At 40.2% G+C, this 19,223-nt stretch carries 12 protein-coding genes and 2 tRNA genes; 8 read left to right on the top strand and 6 right to left on the bottom strand.

The window, feature by feature from the left end; all coding sequences use genetic code 11:
* Window positions 1-53: 53 nt before the first annotated feature.
* Window positions 54-2,348, top strand: coding sequence for a phosphoenolpyruvate--protein phosphotransferase (gene ptsP, locus HJG58_RS00685; protein ID WP_046811459.1), 2,295 nt, complete (start codon window positions 54-56; stop codon window positions 2,346-2,348).
* Window positions 2,349-2,875: 527 nt separating this feature from the next.
* Window positions 2,876-5,032, top strand: coding sequence for a catalase/peroxidase HPI (gene katG, locus HJG58_RS00680; RefSeq protein ID WP_170247604.1), 2,157 nt, complete (start codon window positions 2,876-2,878; stop codon window positions 5,030-5,032).
* A 67-nt stretch (window positions 5,033-5,099) separates the two neighbouring features.
* Here the strand turns inward: katG and HJG58_RS00675 are convergent, their stop codons facing one another.
* On the bottom strand, window positions 5,100-6,152 hold the full coding sequence (locus HJG58_RS00675; RefSeq protein WP_170247603.1) for an MBL fold metallo-hydrolase: 1,053 nt from the start codon (window positions 6,150-6,152) through the stop codon (window positions 5,100-5,102).
* Window positions 6,153-6,807: 655 nt separating this feature from the next.
* On the opposite strand from HJG58_RS00675, the gene hcaR reads away from it, so the two are divergent.
* Both hcaR and HJG58_RS00665 read left to right on the top strand, forming a co-directional pair.
* Window positions 6,808-7,713 (top strand): DNA-binding transcriptional regulator HcaR, encoded by a 906-nt coding sequence (gene hcaR / locus HJG58_RS00670; RefSeq protein WP_170247602.1) that lies wholly within the window; start codon window positions 6,808-6,810, stop codon window positions 7,711-7,713.
* Window positions 7,714-7,977: 264 nt separating this feature from the next.
* Window positions 7,978-8,655, top strand: coding sequence for a DUF1345 domain-containing protein (locus HJG58_RS00665; protein WP_170247601.1), 678 nt, complete (start codon window positions 7,978-7,980; stop codon window positions 8,653-8,655).
* 61 nt (window positions 8,656-8,716) lie between these two features.
* Here HJG58_RS00665 and HJG58_RS00660 read toward each other — a convergent pair whose 3' ends face one another.
* From HJG58_RS00660 to HJG58_RS00645, 4 genes are all read right to left on the bottom strand, one after another.
* Window positions 8,717-9,322 (bottom strand): glutathione S-transferase family protein, encoded by a 606-nt coding sequence (locus HJG58_RS00660; protein WP_170247600.1) that lies wholly within the window; start codon window positions 9,320-9,322, stop codon window positions 8,717-8,719.
* Between the two features lie 49 nt (window positions 9,323-9,371).
* Window positions 9,372-10,067, bottom strand: a complete 696-nt coding sequence (locus HJG58_RS00655; protein ID WP_170247599.1) for a helix-turn-helix transcriptional regulator — start codon at window positions 10,065-10,067, stop codon at window positions 9,372-9,374.
* 74 nt (window positions 10,068-10,141) lie between these two features.
* The gene (locus HJG58_RS00650) at window positions 10,142-10,816 is read right to left on the bottom strand and encodes an HAD-IA family hydrolase (RefSeq protein ID WP_170247598.1); all 675 of its coding nucleotides are present in this window, start codon (window positions 10,814-10,816) and stop codon (window positions 10,142-10,144) included.
* Window positions 10,813-11,745 (bottom strand): RluA family pseudouridine synthase, encoded by a 933-nt coding sequence (locus HJG58_RS00645; protein WP_170247597.1) that lies wholly within the window; start codon window positions 11,743-11,745, stop codon window positions 10,813-10,815. The genes HJG58_RS00650 and HJG58_RS00645 overlap by 4 nt, the downstream gene beginning before the upstream one ends.
* Before the next feature lie 721 nt (window positions 11,746-12,466).
* Here HJG58_RS00645 and HJG58_RS00640 point away from each other — a divergent pair.
* From HJG58_RS00640 to HJG58_RS00625, 4 genes are all read left to right on the top strand, one after another.
* Window positions 12,467-15,787, top strand: coding sequence for an Rne/Rng family ribonuclease (locus HJG58_RS00640; protein ID WP_170247596.1), 3,321 nt, complete (start codon window positions 12,467-12,469; stop codon window positions 15,785-15,787).
* 189 nt (window positions 15,788-15,976) lie between these two features.
* Window positions 15,977-17,818 carry a long-chain-acyl-CoA synthetase gene (locus tag HJG58_RS00635; RefSeq protein WP_170247595.1) on the top strand — a complete coding sequence of 614 codons (1,842 nt, stop codon included), beginning with the start codon at window positions 15,977-15,979 and terminating at the stop codon, window positions 17,816-17,818.
* 184 nt (window positions 17,819-18,002) lie between these two features.
* Window positions 18,003-18,078 (top strand) — tRNA-Lys (locus tag HJG58_RS00630).
* A 22-nt stretch (window positions 18,079-18,100) separates the two neighbouring features.
* Window positions 18,101-18,176, top strand: a tRNA-Lys gene (locus HJG58_RS00625).
* A gap of 64 nt (window positions 18,177-18,240) precedes the next feature.
* Here the strand turns inward: HJG58_RS00625 and HJG58_RS00620 are convergent.
* Window positions 18,241-19,137, bottom strand: coding sequence for a LysR family transcriptional regulator (locus HJG58_RS00620; RefSeq protein WP_170247594.1), 897 nt, complete (start codon window positions 19,135-19,137; stop codon window positions 18,241-18,243).
* Between the last annotated feature and the right edge of the window lie 86 nt (window positions 19,138-19,223).

The following is a 19,223-nucleotide window of genomic DNA, read 5'->3' as shown; positions in this document are numbered from 1 at the left end:
AAGTGCTGTTATAAATACATTCATAGTCTAAAAAAATACTGGAGTATACATCCATGTCAAACATGCAACTCGACACTCTACGGCGCATTGTCCAAGAGGTTAATGCGTCCGTCAGTTTGCATGAATCATTAGACATCATGGTTAATCAGGTTGCTGAGGCCATGAAAGTGGATGTTTGTTCTATTTATTTACTCGATGAACGCAATCAGCGCTATGTCTTAATGGCCTCTAAAGGCTTAAATCCAGAATCTGTAGGCCATGTTTCTTTGCAACTCGGTGAAGGCTTGGTCGGTCTGGTTGGGCAGCGTGAAGAAATTGTTAACCTTGACAATGCGCCAAAACATGAGCGGTTCTTGTATTTACCTGAAACAGGCGAAGAAATTTATAACTCTTTCCTCGGCGTACCAGTCATGTATCGTCGTAAGGTTATGGGTGTTTTGGTTGTCCAAAACAAACTTCCTCAAGATTTTAGTGAAGCTGCCGAGTCCTTTTTAGTTACACTATGTGCTCAGCTTTCTGGCGTTATTGCTCATGCTCATGCAGTAGGTAATATTGATGTATTTCGTAAGCCGAGTAATGGACCTGCCTACAAAACCTTTCAAGGCGCTTCAGGTGCAGGTGGTGTTGCTTTAGGTCGTGCTATTATTTTATATCCGCCTGCCGATTTGGGTTCTGTGCCTGATCGTGAAGCAGAAGATATTAGCGATGAACTTCGAATTTTAGATCAAGCCATTTCATCAGTACGTTCAGAGATTCGCTCTCTGGATGAAAAAATGCATGATTCACTCATGGCCGAAGAGCGCGCTTTATTTAGTGTTTTCTTAAGAATGCTAGATGAAAATGCATTACCAGCAGAAATTAAAGAACTGATCCGTGATGGGCATTGGGCACAAGGTGCGGTGCGTCGTGTAATTGAAAAACATACTGCCCTATTTGCACAGATGGAAGATGATTATCTTCGTGAACGAGTTTCCGACCTTAAAGATTTAGGGCGACGTATTTTAGCCTCTTTGCAAGAAGAAGATTCTAGCCATCGTGAACTGAGTCCAGACAGTATTTTAATTGGTGAAGAGATTAGTACTGCGGCACTTGTAGAGTTACCGGTAGACAATATTGCAGCGATTGTGACATCCGAAGGTGCGGCCAACTCTCATATGGTGATTGTGGCTCGTGCATTAGGTATTCCAACCGTAGTTGGTGTAACTGAATTGCCAGTGAACACACTTGATGATGCAGAAATGATTGTGGACGCCTATCAGGGCCGTGTTTTTGTTAATCCGCCACGTCGTTTACGCCAACGCTATAAAGAAATTCAGAAAGAAGATGAGCAAATCGCAAAAGATCTCAAACAATACGAGACCAAAGAAGCGATTACTCCAGATGGTGTGTCTGTTCAGCTCTATGTGAACACAGGTCTCATGATTGACGTAGTACGCGGAGTACAACGCGGTGCTCAAGGTGTTGGTCTATACCGAAGTGAAATTCCCTTCATGCTACGGGAACGTTTCCCGGGTGAAGAAGAACAACGTGCAATCTACCGTCAACAGTTGAGCCATTTCGCCAACAAACCTGTGGTGATGCGAACTCTGGATATTGGTGCCGATAAAGACTTGCCGTATTTCAGTATTGAAGAAGAAAACTCGGCATTAGGCTGGCGTGGTATTCGTTTCACGCTTGATCATCCCGAGATTTTTTCTTCGCAAATTCGCGCCATGCTCAAAGCCAGTATTGGTTTAAATAATTTGCATATTTTATTGCCAATGGTCACTACAGTCAGTGAAGTAGAAGAAGTACTTTATTTACTTGAGCGTGACTGGATTGCAGTGCAAGAAGAAGAGCAAGTTAAAATTACCAAACCAAAAATTGGAATTATGGTTGAGGTGCCGAGCGTACTGCTACAAATTGATGAGTTTGCTGAACTCGTCGATTTCTTCTCGGTCGGTTCAAATGACTTAACCCAGTATTTACTTGCAGTTGACCGTAATAATCCACATGTAGCAAACGTTTACTCACACTTTCACCCATCCATTCTACGTGCGCTAACCCGCTTAGTTAAAGAATGTCATGAATACAAAAAACCTATCAGTATTTGTGGTGAAATGGCAGGTGATCCATTATCAGCAATCCTGCTCATGGCGATGGGCTTCAACACCCTTTCGATGAGTTCGAGTAACATTTTGCGAGTAAGAAAAGCAATTTGTCATGTACCTATGACAGATGCACAAAAATTGCTGGATGATGTCATGAAAATGAATAATCCACTCATCGTGAAAAGCTGGCTTGAGTACTATTTTAAAACTCACGGTTTAGCTGATATGGTTAAATCGAATCGAATCGTAAATGTTTAATATATAAACAATAAAGGAGAGCAATGCTCTCCTTTATTCATTTGAAATCACGTCTACTACAACTAAATATAAAAAATTTCATCTCACTATTGCCGCCATCTTAATCTTTTAAATAAACATATAATCGGTTTTTTAAATTAATATTGACAGTTTAATCCATTTGAAAAATAAAACTTCTACTTTTACTATGTTTATAGAGCGTTATTAAAAGATCTTACGTTGTTCCAACAATTGAAGAGGTAATTCTATGCATCATTATTTACAACCTTCATCTGATTTTCCCTCTTGTTTTTTAACCTTCATACAGTAAATTGGAGGAATAACAATTAAAGGAATCTGATGGATTATTAAATATAAAAAATCATGAGACAACATCTTAGTGAAAAGAATTTTAAAACGGTTTTTCTCACCATTTGTTCACTCATTTCTTTATTTAATAAACATGAGTTTTCCCCCAAAAGTCCAGGAAAATGAGCCCTACTACTTTATCAAGAGCTCAATAATTATTACCCAGAGAGAATATAACCATGTCAGACGAATCAAAATGCCCTTTTTCAGGCCATAAATCAAAACCAGAGGTAACAATCGGTGGTGGCACGCCTAGCTTACATTGGTGGCCAAAACAACTACGCGTTGACTTACTAAACCAACATTCAGAACGCTCTAACCCACTCGGTAAAGAATTTAATTACCGTCAAGAATTTAAAAAACTCGACTATTACGCACTCAAAGCTGATATCAAAAATGTGTTAACAGATTCCCAAGATTGGTGGCCAGCCGATTGGGGAAATTATACAGGCCTATTTATTCGCTTAGCATGGCATGCTGCCGGTACATATCGTATGGGTGATGGTCGTGGCGGTGCTGGTCGTGGTCAACAACGTTTTGCGCCATTAAATAGTTGGCCTGACAATGCAAGCTTAGATAAAGCGCGTCGCTTACTATGGCCAGTTAAGCAAAAATATGGTCAAAAAATATCGTGGGCAGATTTATTTATTCTTGCTGGAAATATCGCACTTGAGTCTTCGGGTTTCCGCACCTTTGGTTTTGGTGCAGGTCGTGAAGATGTTTGGGAACCAGACAACGATGTAAACTGGGGTGATGAAAAAGAATGGTTAGCTCATCGAAACTCTGAAGCACTGGAAGGTAGCAATTTAGCTGCAACCGAAATGGGTTTAATTTATGTAAACCCTGAAGGTCCACAAGCCAGCGGTGACCCTAAATCAGCTGCACCATTTATCCGTGCCACTTTCGGCAACATGGCAATGGACGACGAAGAAATTGTTGCTTTAATTGCCGGTGGCCATACTTTAGGTAAAACCCATGGTGCTGGCTCTGCCGACCATGTTCAAGCTGATCCAGAGGGAGCACCAATTGAACAGATGGGCTTTGGCTGGTCAAATAGTTTTGGCACTGGTGTCGGTAAAGATGCAATCACTTCAGGTTTAGAAGTGATTTGGTCACAAACGCCAACACAATGGAGCAATTACTTCTTTGAAAACCTGTTCAAATACGAGTGGGTACAAGAGCGTTCACCTGCTGGTGCAATTCAATGGGTAGCGGCAGATGCTGAAGCGATCATTCCAGATCCATTCGACCCATCAGTTAAACGCAAGCCAACAATGCTTACTACAGATTTGACCTTACGTTTTGATCCTGAGTTTGAAAAGATCTCTCGTCGTTTCCTTAACGACCCACAAGCATTTGCCAATGCTTTTGCCCGTGCTTGGTTCAAGTTAACTCACCGTGATATGGGGCCAAAAGCACGTTATTTAGGTCCAGAGGTTCCTGCTGAAGATTTAATTTGGCAAGATCCATTACCAGCTGCGAGCGCTATACCATCTGCTGCAAGCGTTGCTGATGCAAAAGCAAAAATCGTTGCACTAGGGCTATCTGCTGGCGAATTGGTTTCGCTTGGTTGGGCTTCCGCGTCAACATTCCGCGGTGGAGATAAACGCGGTGGTGCAAACGGTGCACGTATTGCTTTATCACCACAACGTGGTTGGGAAGTAAATAAAAAAGCTGTTGAGACTTTAACTAAAATTGAAGAACTCAAAGCATCTACTCAATTGTCACTGGCTGACTTAATTGTACTTGCAGGTAACATTGGTGTAGAGCAAGCCGCTCAAGCGGCGGGCTTTAATATTAGTGTTCCATTTGCTCCTGGTCGCGTTGATGCATTACAAAGTCAAACCGATGTCGAATCTTTCCAATTACTTCTCGGCCTTGCAGATGGTTTTAGGAATTGGAAAAAAGAGGGAGTCAGTGCAGCAACCGAGGCGTTATTAATTGATAAAGCACAACAATTGACTTTGACTGCACCAGAATTAACTGCATTGATTGGTGGTTTACGTGTACTAGGCACCAACTGGGATGGTTCGCAACATGGTGTATTTACCCAACAGGTTGGTGTACTCAGTACAGACTTCTTTACGAACTTACTCGACATGTCTACTGTATGGGCACCTGTTGACTCAACAAGCGAAGTCTTTGAAGGCAAAGACCGTAAAACCGGCGCAGTAAAATTTACCGCAACACGTAATGATTTAGTCTTCGGTTCAAACTCAATCTTACGTGCATTAGCAGAGGTTTATGCTCAGGCAGATGGTAAAGAAAAATTTGTTCAAGACTTTGTTGCTGCATGGACTAAAGTCATGAATCTTGATCGTTTTGACTTAGCTTAATTTAAGTCAAAATAGTAAAAAGCCAGTTCAATTTAAACTGGCTTTTTTAATATAAAGTAACCGAGTTTTAGACAGTCAATTTATGCCCTTCTCGAATGCAATAAAAAGGATTAGCAAGCTTTGATGAAGCTTTAATTGCTTGAGCTAACGCATGTTCCGGATCTTCTCGGTCTTCATCAGTCAACTGGAAAGTCCGATAATGAATCGCAATAGAACGATGAGCCTGTAAATCGAAGTGCGCATGTAGCGCATCTTGTGGGTTCATATGAACATAGCTCATCAATTCACGTGGCTCATACGCACCTATTGGAAGTAAAGCAACTCGCGGTGCGCCATAACGAGCATGTATTTGCTTAAAATGACCCGCATAACCGGTATCACCCGCAAAGAAACAATGACCTGTTTTAGCCACAACCGAAAAGCCGCCCCAAAGTGCCTTATTCTGGTCGCGTAAACCACGGCCTGAACCATGCTGTGCAGGTGTATAGATTATTCTTAATTCGTGATAAGGAATTTCTTGCCACCAATCCATTTCAATCACATGAAAATCTTTGGGTAGATAAAAACCATTCCCGAGTCCAGTGTAAATTGGCATTGCGAATTTTTTATGTAGCCATTCAAGTGTTGCCAAGTCCATATGGTCATAATGATTATGGCTAAGCAAAACTCCATGAATCGCCGGTAATTGTTCTAGTGCAAAACCAGCTGGGCATACACGGCGTGGGCCGCGCCCTTGTGAAGGACTTGCATAATCACACCACACTGGGTCAGTAATAAAGTTGTAAGGACCAATCTGAACCAATACCGTTGCATGCCCAACAAACCAGACTTGCCAATCGTCCAGATCTGCTTTAGGTCGATTTTGTGGCAAAGCTACAGCCGTATTTACGCGGGCTTGATATTCATTTTGAATATCCACTTTCCAAGTAAAAGACTCACGTGTAACTAACCAACGCAATAACTCTTTAGTACCACGAGCAGGTGATCTAGGCTGTTGATTATAAAAACGTGTATCCGTTTCATGCCCAGATTCAGGATGACAAAAAGGAGGTTTTATCCATGTATGCGTCCAACAGGACTGAGTCGGCAATTGATATGTTAATGTCGGCTTGTCTTTCATGGGCTTTTCTATGTTTTAGCAGCAGCAGAATGGATGTGTTCAGGTTTCTATCTTAACGATTAAAACAAATTAAGCTATGGTACTTACACTTATTTATCATATAAATATCCCTTTTATCGTAGTCATAGCGAACATAAGTTGAACTAGAGTGCCATAAAAAACACATAGATGTGTTGGGTTTATGCTTCGACAATTACTATTCTTATTAAGATATCTTGTACAACATAACAATATAAATCACCTAAAGTGATCATAGATTTGCTCTGTTTTACTTTCATAGTCCACAATTTTCCAATTTAAAATATTTTGACAACCTATAGCACAAAATATTTAGTAACACTTACAGCCTGTGAAGTTCCAAAGAAATATATTTCATAATTTTAATTTATTATTCTTTATTTTTGCATAATATGAGAATTAATTGTATGAATATTTAAAACGTTTAATTTTTTCTTTGATTAAGTAAAAAAATTGTATTCATGGTCGAATAATTAATATAATTTATGAATTATTTAAACTTATATTCCTATATTAATTATCTAATGAAAATTAAAATTCCATTTATTTTATAAATACCTAAATCACCTTCACGCTATATCTATTTATGCTTTATACTTCACTTAAATCATAGTAAGACATTTTTTGGATTAGTCTTATGGAACTACGCCATCTCCGATATTTCATTACCGTTGCTGAAGAATTAAATTTTAGTAAAGCCGCTCTTAAACTTTTTACAGCACAACCCTCCCTTAGCCAGCAAATTAAAGACCTAGAAGAAGACGTCGGCGTACGACTTTTAAACCGCACAAAACGTAAAGTTGAGTTAACAGAAGAAGGGGAAGTATTTTTAGAACATGCTCGACTCACCCTTGCTCAAGCTGAAAAAGCGGTTGCCATGGCACGGCAGGTTTCGAAGGCTAAACAGCAACTCTTACGTATCGGATTCGTCCCCATCGCAGAAATGAAGATTTTTCCTTACGTTCTTCCCAATCTGCGAATACAACATCCCGACCTCACCATTGAGTTATCTAATCTGAATAATACCGAACAGCTTAAAGCCTTAAAAAAAGGAGAGCTGGACATTACATTTACCCGTGAAAATACAAATAATGATGAAATTCAAAGTCAATTTGTTTTGACTGAACCCTTGATTTTCCTACTTCCTAAGAACCACCCACTTGCTCAGTATGATCGAATTCCTGTTCATGCCTTACAAGGAATTGATTTCATTATTCCAGCTGCTGAGCAATCACAAATATTACATAATACTATTTTAGACTTCGCTAGAACTCATAATATCGAACTCAATATTGTTCAAAAAGCAGACAGTATACTGTTTAATATTAACTCTCTTGGCTCTGGTTTAGGATGTACAATTTTACCTGCCTACGTGGCTCCATTAGGAATCAAAAATACAATTGTTCGCCCACTTGATGTCGAATTACCAACGATTGATTTATTCGTAAATTACCGTAAAAACTCACAGTCCTTAGGTGTCCAAAAATTCATTGACCAGCTCACCAAAGTATTTCATTTAGACAAAAACTTAAGCCACGCTTAATTATCAAAAATGATTTTATTATTAAACACATGATTAATAAGATTATCTATATAAAAAAGTATAAATAAATATTCTTTATATTTATTTATACTTTTCATAACTAGTTTAATTCACAATATTGTTCTATGTTCCCTAGTAGGCACTTTAAATATCTCATGGATATAAATAAAAAAAACCGCAATAAAATTCATATAAAACCAGATATTATTTTCACCATTTAATAAAAAACAATATATTTACCCCGTAATAAAGGAGACTAGAAAAATGATTGGATTATTTCAACACCTTGGACGTAGTGTACTAAACCGTCCTCATTTCTTTATCGCCTTATTTATAGGAATTATCACCGCTATTATTTTGACATGGTTAACTTCATGGAAATGGTCAACTATATTATTAGTCAGTTGGAATGCTTCGGTTAGCATATATTTACTCCATGTTTGGCAACTCATGAAAAGTGCCGATCATTCACAAATGCACCAGCAAGCTAAAAAACAAGATGAAAGCAAATGGGTCATTATGCTGATTGTTTTACTAGCCTTAACCATGTCTCTGGTTGCTATTCTGATTCAACTTTCACAGCTTCCTTCAGAAAGTTCTGCTAAGTTAGGCCATGTAGCCTTAGCTTTACTGACGATTGTTTCTGCATGGCTTTTTATGCATACCGTTTTTGCTCTACATTATGCCCACGATTTTTATATGGCCTTATCTAGAAATGAGGAAAATGGAGGATTAGATTTCCCAGGGACAAAACAACCAACTTATCCTGACTTTCTATATTTTAGTTATATTATTGGGACTTCTGCGCAAACTGCCGATGTGTCAATTACCACCAAGCATATGCGCCTTTTAAACTTATTTCACGCAGTGTTGTCTTTTGGGTTTAATACCACCATTTTAGCGATCTGTATTAACGTTGCTGCTGGCTTTCTTACCAACTAAAGCGACGTATTTAGAAAATAAAAAAAGCCACCCATTTGGATGACTTTTAAGAATATTCAGTTTACAACAGTTGTCCCATCGTGCTTTGTTTTAAGCCTTCGCGCTGTTTAATCGCATCAACATAACGTTCAATGGCTGGGTGTGATTCAATTGTTTTCATTTTTAATTGCCATAAAAGCATTGCTCCAACACTTACATCAGCTGCAGTAAATTGCTCACCACATACATACGGATTTGCTTCACTCAATCCTTGAACTAAAGCTTGATAAGCATCATCGTAATCGCCATAGCCAACAAACATCTTTTGCTCAGGTGATACTTCTATTCCTAAAGCTTTATCAACACCTGCAGCCTCCCAAGGACCCGCCATCACAAATAACCAACGATAGTACAAACCACGTTTCGGATCATCTAAAGCAGGAGCCAAACCTTTCTCAAAAAACTTATCAGCCAAATAAGCACAGATTGCACCCAACTCATAAATCACGACATCGCCATCTACCAATACCGGCACTTTTCCAAAAGGATTAATTTTTAAATATTCAGGTGATTTCATTTCGGTCTTATATGCGACTTCAATTCGTTCACATTCAACACCTAACTCGACCAAAAGCCAGTCAATAACTACACCACGCGATTCCTTGTTAGTATAAAGTTTAAGGCTCATTCTTATTGCTCCTTGTTTATCGTAGTTCCTAGTGTACAAATAACTTTTGTCAGTTTTTGTCAGTAGCCTTTTGCATTTCCTGTTTCCACCACTTTTGGAACAGAAGCTTTTTAAATTCGGGATATATATCTTGGCTAATATGAAGCTGATGGATACGATCTATTCGAAAGTGGCGAAATGCCTGACGCAATTCACACCAAGCAGCCAGTACTACTTTGTCGTTTAAATATCCTAAAGCAAAAGGCCAAAGTGAACGTTCACTTAACCGTTTTTGTTCATCGCAATAATCTATTTTTATTTTTACTTGATTACGAATGGCTATACGCACCTGCTCCACCAGAGCCGCATCAACTGGATGCCAATAATGTGCGACACCTAAGGTCATATCATCGAGTAGATATTTTCGATGTTTAGGTAAAACCGCATAAAGTTTTGAATAAATTGAAACTGCAGCAGATTTTAATGACTGATCAGGAACATCTTTCAACCATTCTAAAGCTAAAAATAAAGCTTCAGCTTCGTCTTCATTGAATGTCACTGGGGGTAATAAAATATCCTCTTTGAGCTGAAAACCCAAACCTGCTGAGGCATCGATTCTTACACCTTGCTCACGTAAGCTATCAATATCCCGATAGATACTTCGAACACTAATTCCCATGCGTTCAGCTAAGACTTGTGCAGTAACTGGATAACGAGCTTCACGGAGTTGTTGTAAAAGATTTAATAGGCGAATTGAACGGCTCATTTTTCTCTTCTTATTGTTTTGTTATTTAATTTAAAGAAAGAGGGAATAAATCCCTCTTCTTCTATCATTCTAAACTACGCTACATCGACAGTAGGTAATTGAGCGTATCCTCTCAAAAAGCTGTGAAGCTCTTGTACATCTTTAGCAATCGCTAAAGGTTGGAACTTTTGCAGAACTTCAACCGAATGTACGCCATAGCCTACTCCAATACGCGGCATCCCTAAACGCTGTGCCATCTCAAGGTCATAGCTACTATCACCAATCATGACTGCTTGCTCAACATTCACCCCAGTGACTGTTAATATCTCTTGCAACATGAGCGGGTCTGGTTTTGAACGCGTCTCGTTGGCAGCTCGAGTTACATCAAAAAGATGGGTACTCTGTGTTTTTGCGATTACACGGTCTAACCCACGACGGTTTTTACCCGTCGCTACAGCAAGTTTTAAACCTTGGGCTTTTAAATCATGGAGGAGTTCAGAAATACCCTCAAACCATGCATCATTTGTCGAGTTCGCGATATAGTGATCGCCATATGCTTTTAAGATCGAGTCATGCAATTCTGGCGCTTCTGGAAATAAGGTCTGCATAACCTCAGGCAAGCCTAACCCAATAATACTTTTTGCGGCTTCATCGCTTAGAGGCAATTCATGTTGCTCTGCTGCATGTTGTAAGCTCGCAACAATCTGACCAACAGAGTTATATAAAGTTCCATCCCAGTCAAAAATTACTAATTCGGTTTTCAGACTCATTTTGCTACTCTCAAAGCCTTTAATAACTGCGTCATGTCTTCTGGTAACGGCGCTTCAATCGGTGGATAACCCGGAATATCTAAACGCATCGCGTGTAAACATAAACGTCGTGCCTGCGGACCTGCGTACTCAGTAGTGTGTCCATATTTATCATCACCTATCAACGGATGTCCAATACTTAAACCATGGACACGGATCTGATGAGTACGACCTGATAACGGCGATGCATGAACTAAAGTTGCATTTTTAAAACGCTCTGCAACCACCCATTCGGTTTTACTTGGCTTACCTTCTTTAGATACACGTACACGACGCTCGCCATTGGCTAACTCGTAACGAAATAACGGAGCATCAATGAGTTGTTTATCGAGACTCACCTGACCTTTTACAATTGCCGCATAAGTCTTACGAATTTTGTGCTCACGCAACATATCTTGTAGCAGCTTTAAAGTACTACGTTTCTTGCTAATCATGACCAGACCAGAAGTGTCACGGTCAATGCGGTGAATTAGTTCTAAATATTTTTTACCTGTCGCGGCGCGTAAAGCCTCAATCAAACCATAGGCCACACCACTACCACCATGTACAGCAATACCTGATGGTTTATTTATAACTAACAGGCCTTCATCTTCATAGACCACACGGCTGAGTAGGCTTTGTGCTACACTATCACTCACAGGAGCAGCGGTTTCATCCTTTTGTTCATAGCGAATAGGTGCAACACGAATCTGATCTCCAATCTCTAATTTGGTCTCAGCTTTAATACGTTTTTTGTTTACTCGAACCTGACCTTCACGAATCAAACGATAAATACGACTCTTAGGTACACCCTTTAAACGCGAAAACAGGAAATTATCAATTCGCTGTCCTGCTTGATGTTCATCCACCTCAAACCAAGTGACACTTTGCCATTGCTGTGTAGAATTCATACTAATATTTAAACCTGAAATTTTGCTAAATTTGATTAATAAATGACCGATTAGCTTAGTTTTTTCACAAGAAATCTAAGCTTAGCCCATAGGCAGATGCTGCAAGGTTTGATATAGTCAGCGCACGGATACCGCCGTAAGTGAACATCTAATAGGGAATTTCCCTGATTGAAACCTCAATCAAAATGATGCTTTCATCACCAGCTCGGATTGGTCCTAAAGAATTATGCCGACGCCGAAGGCTTATTATATCGGCAAAATGACAAACTGTTGCGTTTAATTCAGTTTGTTCAAAAAAATATGTTACCAACTCTAGTTGGTTATGGAACGTAAACTGATACACATCAGACAAATCGCTCCTTAATGTTGCCTTCAGGCTAAAGCGTTGATGCATTGGAACTGCCGAAAGCACCGATACGATGAGCATTCCGTATCAAACTTCCAAAAAGAAGTCACTTCGCGCCCAATGACAGTGAAAGTCATTAACCAATGCACCGCTCACCCGCCAGTGAAGCACTAAGGAAGTCCGATTTAAAGGTTGAAGCAGTATTGCCTACATCACAGACGAGAATCGAAGCTAAGGCTAAATGTAGCCGGTAACAGATGACTCAGACCACAAATATTTTGAGATCTGGGAAATGATCCGTCATGTTCGATGTTCGTTCAGAACCTTTAAGTTTGTGCGATATGTTTGTGTGGGTCACTATTAGGTGTCACACCCATGAAACGTATGTTGATTAATGCAACTCACGCAGAAGAAGTCCGCGTTGCACTTATCACTGGTAATCGTCTTTACGATTTTGATTTAGAGAATCGTACCCGAGAACAGAAAAAATCCAATATCTATAAAGGCCATGTAACCCGCGTAGAACCTTCTTTAGAAGCTGTGTTTGTTGAATATGGCGCAGGTCGTCAAGGCTTCTTGTCTATGCGTGAAATTGCGAACAGCTATTTCCAAGCAGACCCGCGACAAACTTCAAACATTCGTGAACTTATCACTGAAGGTACTGAATTACTTGTTCAAGTCGAAAAAGAAGAACGTGGCAATAAAGGTGCAGCTCTTTCTACCTTTATTTCACTTGCAGGACGTTATTTGGTTCTTATGCCAAACAACCCGAAAGGTGGCGGTATTAGTCGTCAAATTTCAGGTTCTGTACGTGAAGAATTAAAAGAAATTTTAGCTTCTTTAAATTTACCACGTGGTATGAGCGTTATTGTACGTACCGCTGGTATTGGCCGTACCCAAGAAGAATTACAGTTAGACTTACAGCATTTGCTTGATCTTTGGGCACAAATCCAAGGTACAGCGAGCTCTGGTCCTTCTCCAATGCTAGTTCATCAAGAAGCTGGTGTTGTTACTCGTGCTATCCGCGATTATTTACGTGATGATGTTGCAGAAATTTTAATTGATAGCGAACAGGCTTATAACGAAGCTTATAACTTTGTTAAAGCAGTAATGCCACGTCAATTAGACAAACTCAAAACTTATACTTTAAACGAGCCATTGTTTGCTCATTTTGGTATTGAAAGCCAAATTCAAACTGCTTATGAACGTGAAGTAAAACTTCCTTCTGGCGGTTCAATCGTAATTGACCAGACTGAAGCTTTAGTTTCAATCGATATTAACTCTGCGAAATCGACTCGTGGACATGATGTTGAAGAAACTGCGCTTAATACAAACCTAGAAGCAGCAGAAGAAATTGCTCGCCAACTTCGTCTTCGTGACATTGGCGGTTTAGTTGTGATCGACTTTATTGACATGACTAAAGAACGCAACCAACGCATGGTTGAAGCAAAACTTCGTGAAGCAACACAAAGCGACCGTGCACGTATCCAGTTTGGCCAATTATCTCGTTTTGGCTTAATGGAAATGAGCCGTCAACGTCTACGCCCATCTCTTGAAGAAGCAACTGGATATGTTTGCCCACGCTGTCATGGCACAGGTATGGTCCGTGACCTACGCTCACTTTCGCTTTCAATTATGCGTAAAGTAGAAGAAATTGCACTTCGTGAACGTCACGGTGAAGTACAAGTAGAAGTTCCTGTTGAAATTGCAGCGTTCTTACTCAATGAAAAACGTCATAGTCTTGTTTACTTAGAACAAACTTCTGGTGTTCGTGTGACTGTTTTACCTCACCCACACTTAGAAACACCTCACTACGAAATTCAGTACAATCCAGATGGTTTTGCACCTTCTAGCTATGAACGTACTGAAGCAACTCGTTCAAGTGAAAAAGAGTTAGGTTATGAATCTTCTGAATGGCATTTAGAAGAAGCTGATCATGGCCATACGCATGCTGCCCCTGCTGCCAACAGCGCAGCTAATCAAAAGAAAGCAAATCAAGCAGTTCAACCTGCTGCTCAGGCAAGCGTTCAAAAAGCAGCGAGTCCTTGTGCATGGTTAGAAAACCTGTTTGTTCAAAAACAAGCTCAAACAGTTGATCAATCTCGCTCAGCACAAAATGCTGCTGCCGCAATTGAACAAATGGTGAATACAGGCGCTGTTAGCCGTGGGCAGTTTGGACAAGTTGTAGCACCAGCAGTTGCTGAAGTTACTTCAGCTCCATCTAACAATGCTTATATTTCTCAATCTCCTGTTAAACAGGAAGCACGTGAGAATGTTGAAAAAGACGATAAAGTACAACAGCAACGTCCAAACAACAAAAAACGTAAGCACAAAGAGCAACGTGAACAACATCAACATCACCACAATCAAGAATCACAGCAACAACAGGTTCATGAAGAGGTTGTACAGTTATCACGCCAAGAGCAGCGTGAATTAAAACGTCAACAAAAGCGTCAGCAACAAGATCAGCCGCATGCGCAACATCAAAATGATGGGCAACAAGCTGAACATGCTGTACCACGTCGTGATCGTAATAATCAACAACGTCCAAACCGCCCGAATCGCCACCGCGATCCAAGCGTATTAAATGAAAATCAAAATACGCCGGCACCAGCAGTTGTTGATGAAAAACAAATTAAGGTTGATTTGATTGATGCTCCACAGCATGAAGTCATGAATACAGCCTTAGTCATCAATGTTGATCAAGCACAAAGCGAAATTATTGCTTTAACGCCTGAGCAACCTGTTGAACGTACTGAAAAAGCACCTGTTGTTGAAGCTACTCAAGAACCAGCTCCAGCACCAGTTGTGGCAGTGGAAGAGACAGTAACTGCTGAAGCAGAAGCTCCTCAACCAAAGGCTGAAAAAACTCAACCGCAAATTCAGCGTGCAAGTAATGATCCTCGTATGCGTCGCCGTGAACAACGCAATGCAAAACGTGCTAAAGCTGCTGCACCATCAATTGCCCCATCGCAAATTCCAACGTTGGCGCAATATACAATTGGTAGCTTGATTCGTCATGTTTACGGTGAAGACTGCACAGTATTGATTGAACAGTTTGGTTTAGTTCCAACATTCAATCGTGCATTGCAGAAATTTGCAGAGCAATATGCAAGTACTCTAGTAACTGAAGTTCCAGCGGAAGCTGAAGACAAAAAGCCTGTTACTCGTGATGCTGAGCTTCCAAGCAACAAGCCTTCACAAGAAGCAGAACCTGCACCAGTACTTGCGTTGACGCCACCAAAAGAAGCGACACCACGTGTTGCTAATGATCCACGTGAACGTCGTCGTCTAGCGAAACTTGCTGCTGAACAAGCTTTTGAGCAAGTCAAACAACAACATTCTGCAACAGAAGAAGCTGCACCTGTAGCTGAGTCTGTAGAACAAACTGTTGTTGTTTCTACTGCTGAAGCACAAGTACCTGCTGAATCAAAACAGCAACCGCTTGAGCTTGATCAGGAAACTGAAGTAGCAGCTAGCGTAGAAACACCAACTGAAACTGTAGTTGAAGCTCCAGTTGCAAAACAGCCTAAAGCAGCTGCAAAAACCAAAGCAGCTACAGAACAAGCTGTAGAGCCAACTGAAGCTCCTGCCGAGAGTGAATCAGAAGATTCTAAAGCTGATAAGGACAAACCAAGTCGTCCTCGTCGCCCTCGCGGTCGTCCACCAAAGAAAGCAAATCCTGTAGCTGAGTAAATCATTTGCTCAATTGCAGCTAATTTAAACAAACCTAGTCATTTCGATGACTAGGTTTTTTTTGTTATTTTTAGCCAATTAGGTTGATTGCACTAGAAGAAAAGTTTTAAAAGCATGGTGAACCATGAAAATACTGTACTTTTGCCAACACAACCTTTTTGGATTGATCGAAAAATAAATAGGATTGATATGAGCCAGACAACACAGACCGATATCATTACGCTTGGGGATGTTGCCACCAGACTTCCTAGCTTCATTCCCAAAGTGCCCCATATCCTGAATGGTCTTAAACAGGCTTATTTAAGAACAGCAAATACACCAACTGGATTAGGTGTAGCTTTTGAGAAAGCTGTTAAGCGGAATCCGAAAGGTATTGCTTTATTATTTGAAGATCAAAGTTACTCATACGAAGCTTTAAATGAATGGGCTAACCAGATTTCTCACTATTATTTATCTCTCGGCGCACGTAAAGGTGATGTGATTGCCGTAATGGTTGAGAACCGTTCTGAGCTTATTGCCACTATTGTAGGCTTAGCTAAAATTGGGGTAACTATTGCGCTTGTGAATACATCTCAAGTCGGTAAAGTTCTCGCTCATAGTATCAACCTTGTAAAACCAATTGCAGTCATTGCGGGCGAAGAAGTCCGTGCTGCAATCGATGAAATTCGTCAAGACTTAGATGTTCCTAAAGACCGTTTCCACTGGTTTGCAGATCAGACTACTCGTCAAGATGCCGGAACAGCACCTCAAGGTTATGCCAATCTTGCAATAGAAATTGATCAATTCCCGAAATTCAATCCATCGACCACACACTCTGTTCATGGTAATGATGGTCTGTTTTATATTTATACTTCGGGAACAACAGGATTACCAAAAGCAGTTATTTTTAAACATAGTCGCTGGACACTCGCATATGGCACTTATGGCCACATTTTAAACCTTGGTCCAAATGATGTGATGTATGTAACTTTGCCGCTGTATCATGCAACAGGCGTGGTTGTTTGCTGGTGTGGTGTGATTGCAGGAAGCTCTACCCTTGCCATTCGACGTAAATATTCAACCAGTGCTTTCTGGAAAGATGTACAGAAGTTTAATGCCTCTGCAATCGGTTATGTAGGTGAACTTTGCCGCTACTTGATGGATGCTCCTACTACAGAGCTTGACCGTGCTCACCGTGTAACCAAAATGATTGGTAACGGCATGCGTCCAAACATCTGGGATAAATTCAAACAACGTTTTGGCGTTCAAGAAGTTCTTGAGCTTTATGCCTCAAGTGAAGGTAACGTTGGCTTTAGTAATATTTTCAACTTTGACAATACGGTAGGCTTCTCCCCTATGCCGTATGCAGTCATTCAATTTGATAAAGAAAAGAATGAGCCTGTACGCGATAAAAATGGCTGGTGTAAAAAAGTTAAAGCAGGTGAAGTCGGCTTATTGGTAGGCAAAATTACCAGTCGCTCTCCATTTGATGGCTATACCGACCCAGAAAAGAATAAATCTGTGATTATGCAAGATGTCTTCAAAAAAGGTGACTCATATTTCAACACAGGTGATCTTGTCCGCAATATTGGTTTCCGTCATGCCCAGTTTGTTGACCGCTTAGGCGATACCTTCCGCTGGAAAGGCGAAAATGTATCTACCACCGAAGTTGAAAACATGGTGTGTGAATATGACAAGATCGCTGAAGCTGTGGTTTATGGTGTAGAAATTCCAAATACCAATGGTCGTGCAGGTATGGCAGCAATCACACTTGCTGATGGTGCCGAGTTAAATGACGCTGATTTAACAGAAATGGTGACTGTATTTAAAAAATGCTTACCTGCTTATGCGGTACCAGTGTTTTTACGTATACAAGCTAAAGTTGAAACTACAGGTACTTTTAAGTACCAAAAGAATAAATTGAAGGAAGATGCGTTTAATCCAAGCAAAACTTCTGAACGTTTACTCGCTTTATTGCCTGGTGCAAGCAGTTACTGTGATATCACAACTGAAATTTTTGACAACATTCAGGCCTATAAATACCGTTTTTAGTTCATTTTTTAGCTAAACAAGAGGAAATCGTGCTTTTTATAGGCAATCATGCAAATGTTTTTAAATTTCCTCTTGTGTTAGTTGAATAACTTGCTAAAATACGCGACATCAAAACAAAGGTGGTGTTAGAAAACTTTTAGTTATCTTGCACTTCACATTTAAATGATATTTGAATGTTTGTTCAGGGTCGTTAGCTCAGTTGGTAGAGCAGCGGACTTTTAATCCGTTGGTCCCGCGTTCGAGTCGCGGACGACCCACCACTTATCTGTTTTGAACCTATTTGGGTCGTTAGCTCAGTTGGTAGAGCAGCGGACTTTTAATCCGTTGGTCCCGCGTTCGAGTCGCGGACGACCCACCAAATTCTAAAAAAGCCTCTCAGTTCGAGAGGCTTTTTTTATTGTTAATGTATTTTAGTTTTATGACTAAAAGATGACGATGCACTTCTTATATAGAACATCCCTAGTCCATTCCATAAAGATTTCTAAACGTTTAGGAATATAACTTCTATTCGGATATAAAATATTAAGTGGAAGTGATTGAGCGGTATAGGCACTTAGTACTTCAACTAAAGTTCCCTGCTCAATTTTATCCTGAACATCGTAGTATGGAAGTTGAATAATTCCCAAACCTGCAATAGCCGCTGCAATATAGGCTTCCGTATTATTTACGCTTAAAGCACTATCCATCATCACAGCTCCATCTTGATATAAGAATACGCCCTGTTTTTCTCCTACTGCTCCCGCATAGTTAATGAGTTTGTGTTGAGATAGATCTTCTAATTGTTCAGGAATACCGTACTGTTCTAAATAGTCAGGACTTGCGCAGTTCACCATAATCAAGTTCCCAACGAACTTCGCGATCAAACTACTATTATCTAACTGCCCCACCCGAACAACACAATCGATTCCTTTCTCGATTAAGTCAGTAATGTCATCAGAGCTATGAAGTTGTAAATGGATATCTGGATAACGCCTATAGAAATCGGGAAGTTCAGGAATAATCACTTGATGTACGATTCGGCTGGGCATTGAAATTTTTAGCGTGCCACGATAATGCTGTTTTTGTGCCTGTATAAGCTGTTCGAGCTGTTCATAATCAAATAATAGATTTTGACATTCGGGTAATATTCGTTGTCCATCCTGAGTGAGGCTTACTTTGCGTGTAGTTCGATGCAATAAGCGTACTCCATAGTGAGTTTCCAGCTGTTGAATTGCACTCGTCACTGTAGAGCGAGGTAAATCAAGCTGATTTGCCACTTCACTAAAGCTTTGTCGTTTAGCAACTTCTGTAAAAATAAAAAACTGCTGCAACCGATCCATTTAATTGTTCGTATTTTCTGAATAGTTAAACCAAACTAGCATAATTGATCAAAAATTACCGCCAATCTAGACTAAAAATACATTAG

This window comes from Acinetobacter geminorum, from assembly GCF_013009345.1.
GTDB classification, from domain to species: Bacteria; Pseudomonadota; Gammaproteobacteria; order Pseudomonadales; family Moraxellaceae; genus Acinetobacter; species Acinetobacter geminorum.
The sequence above is the reverse complement of the archived record's forward strand: the minus strand, read 5'-3'. Positions and strand labels throughout refer to the sequence as shown.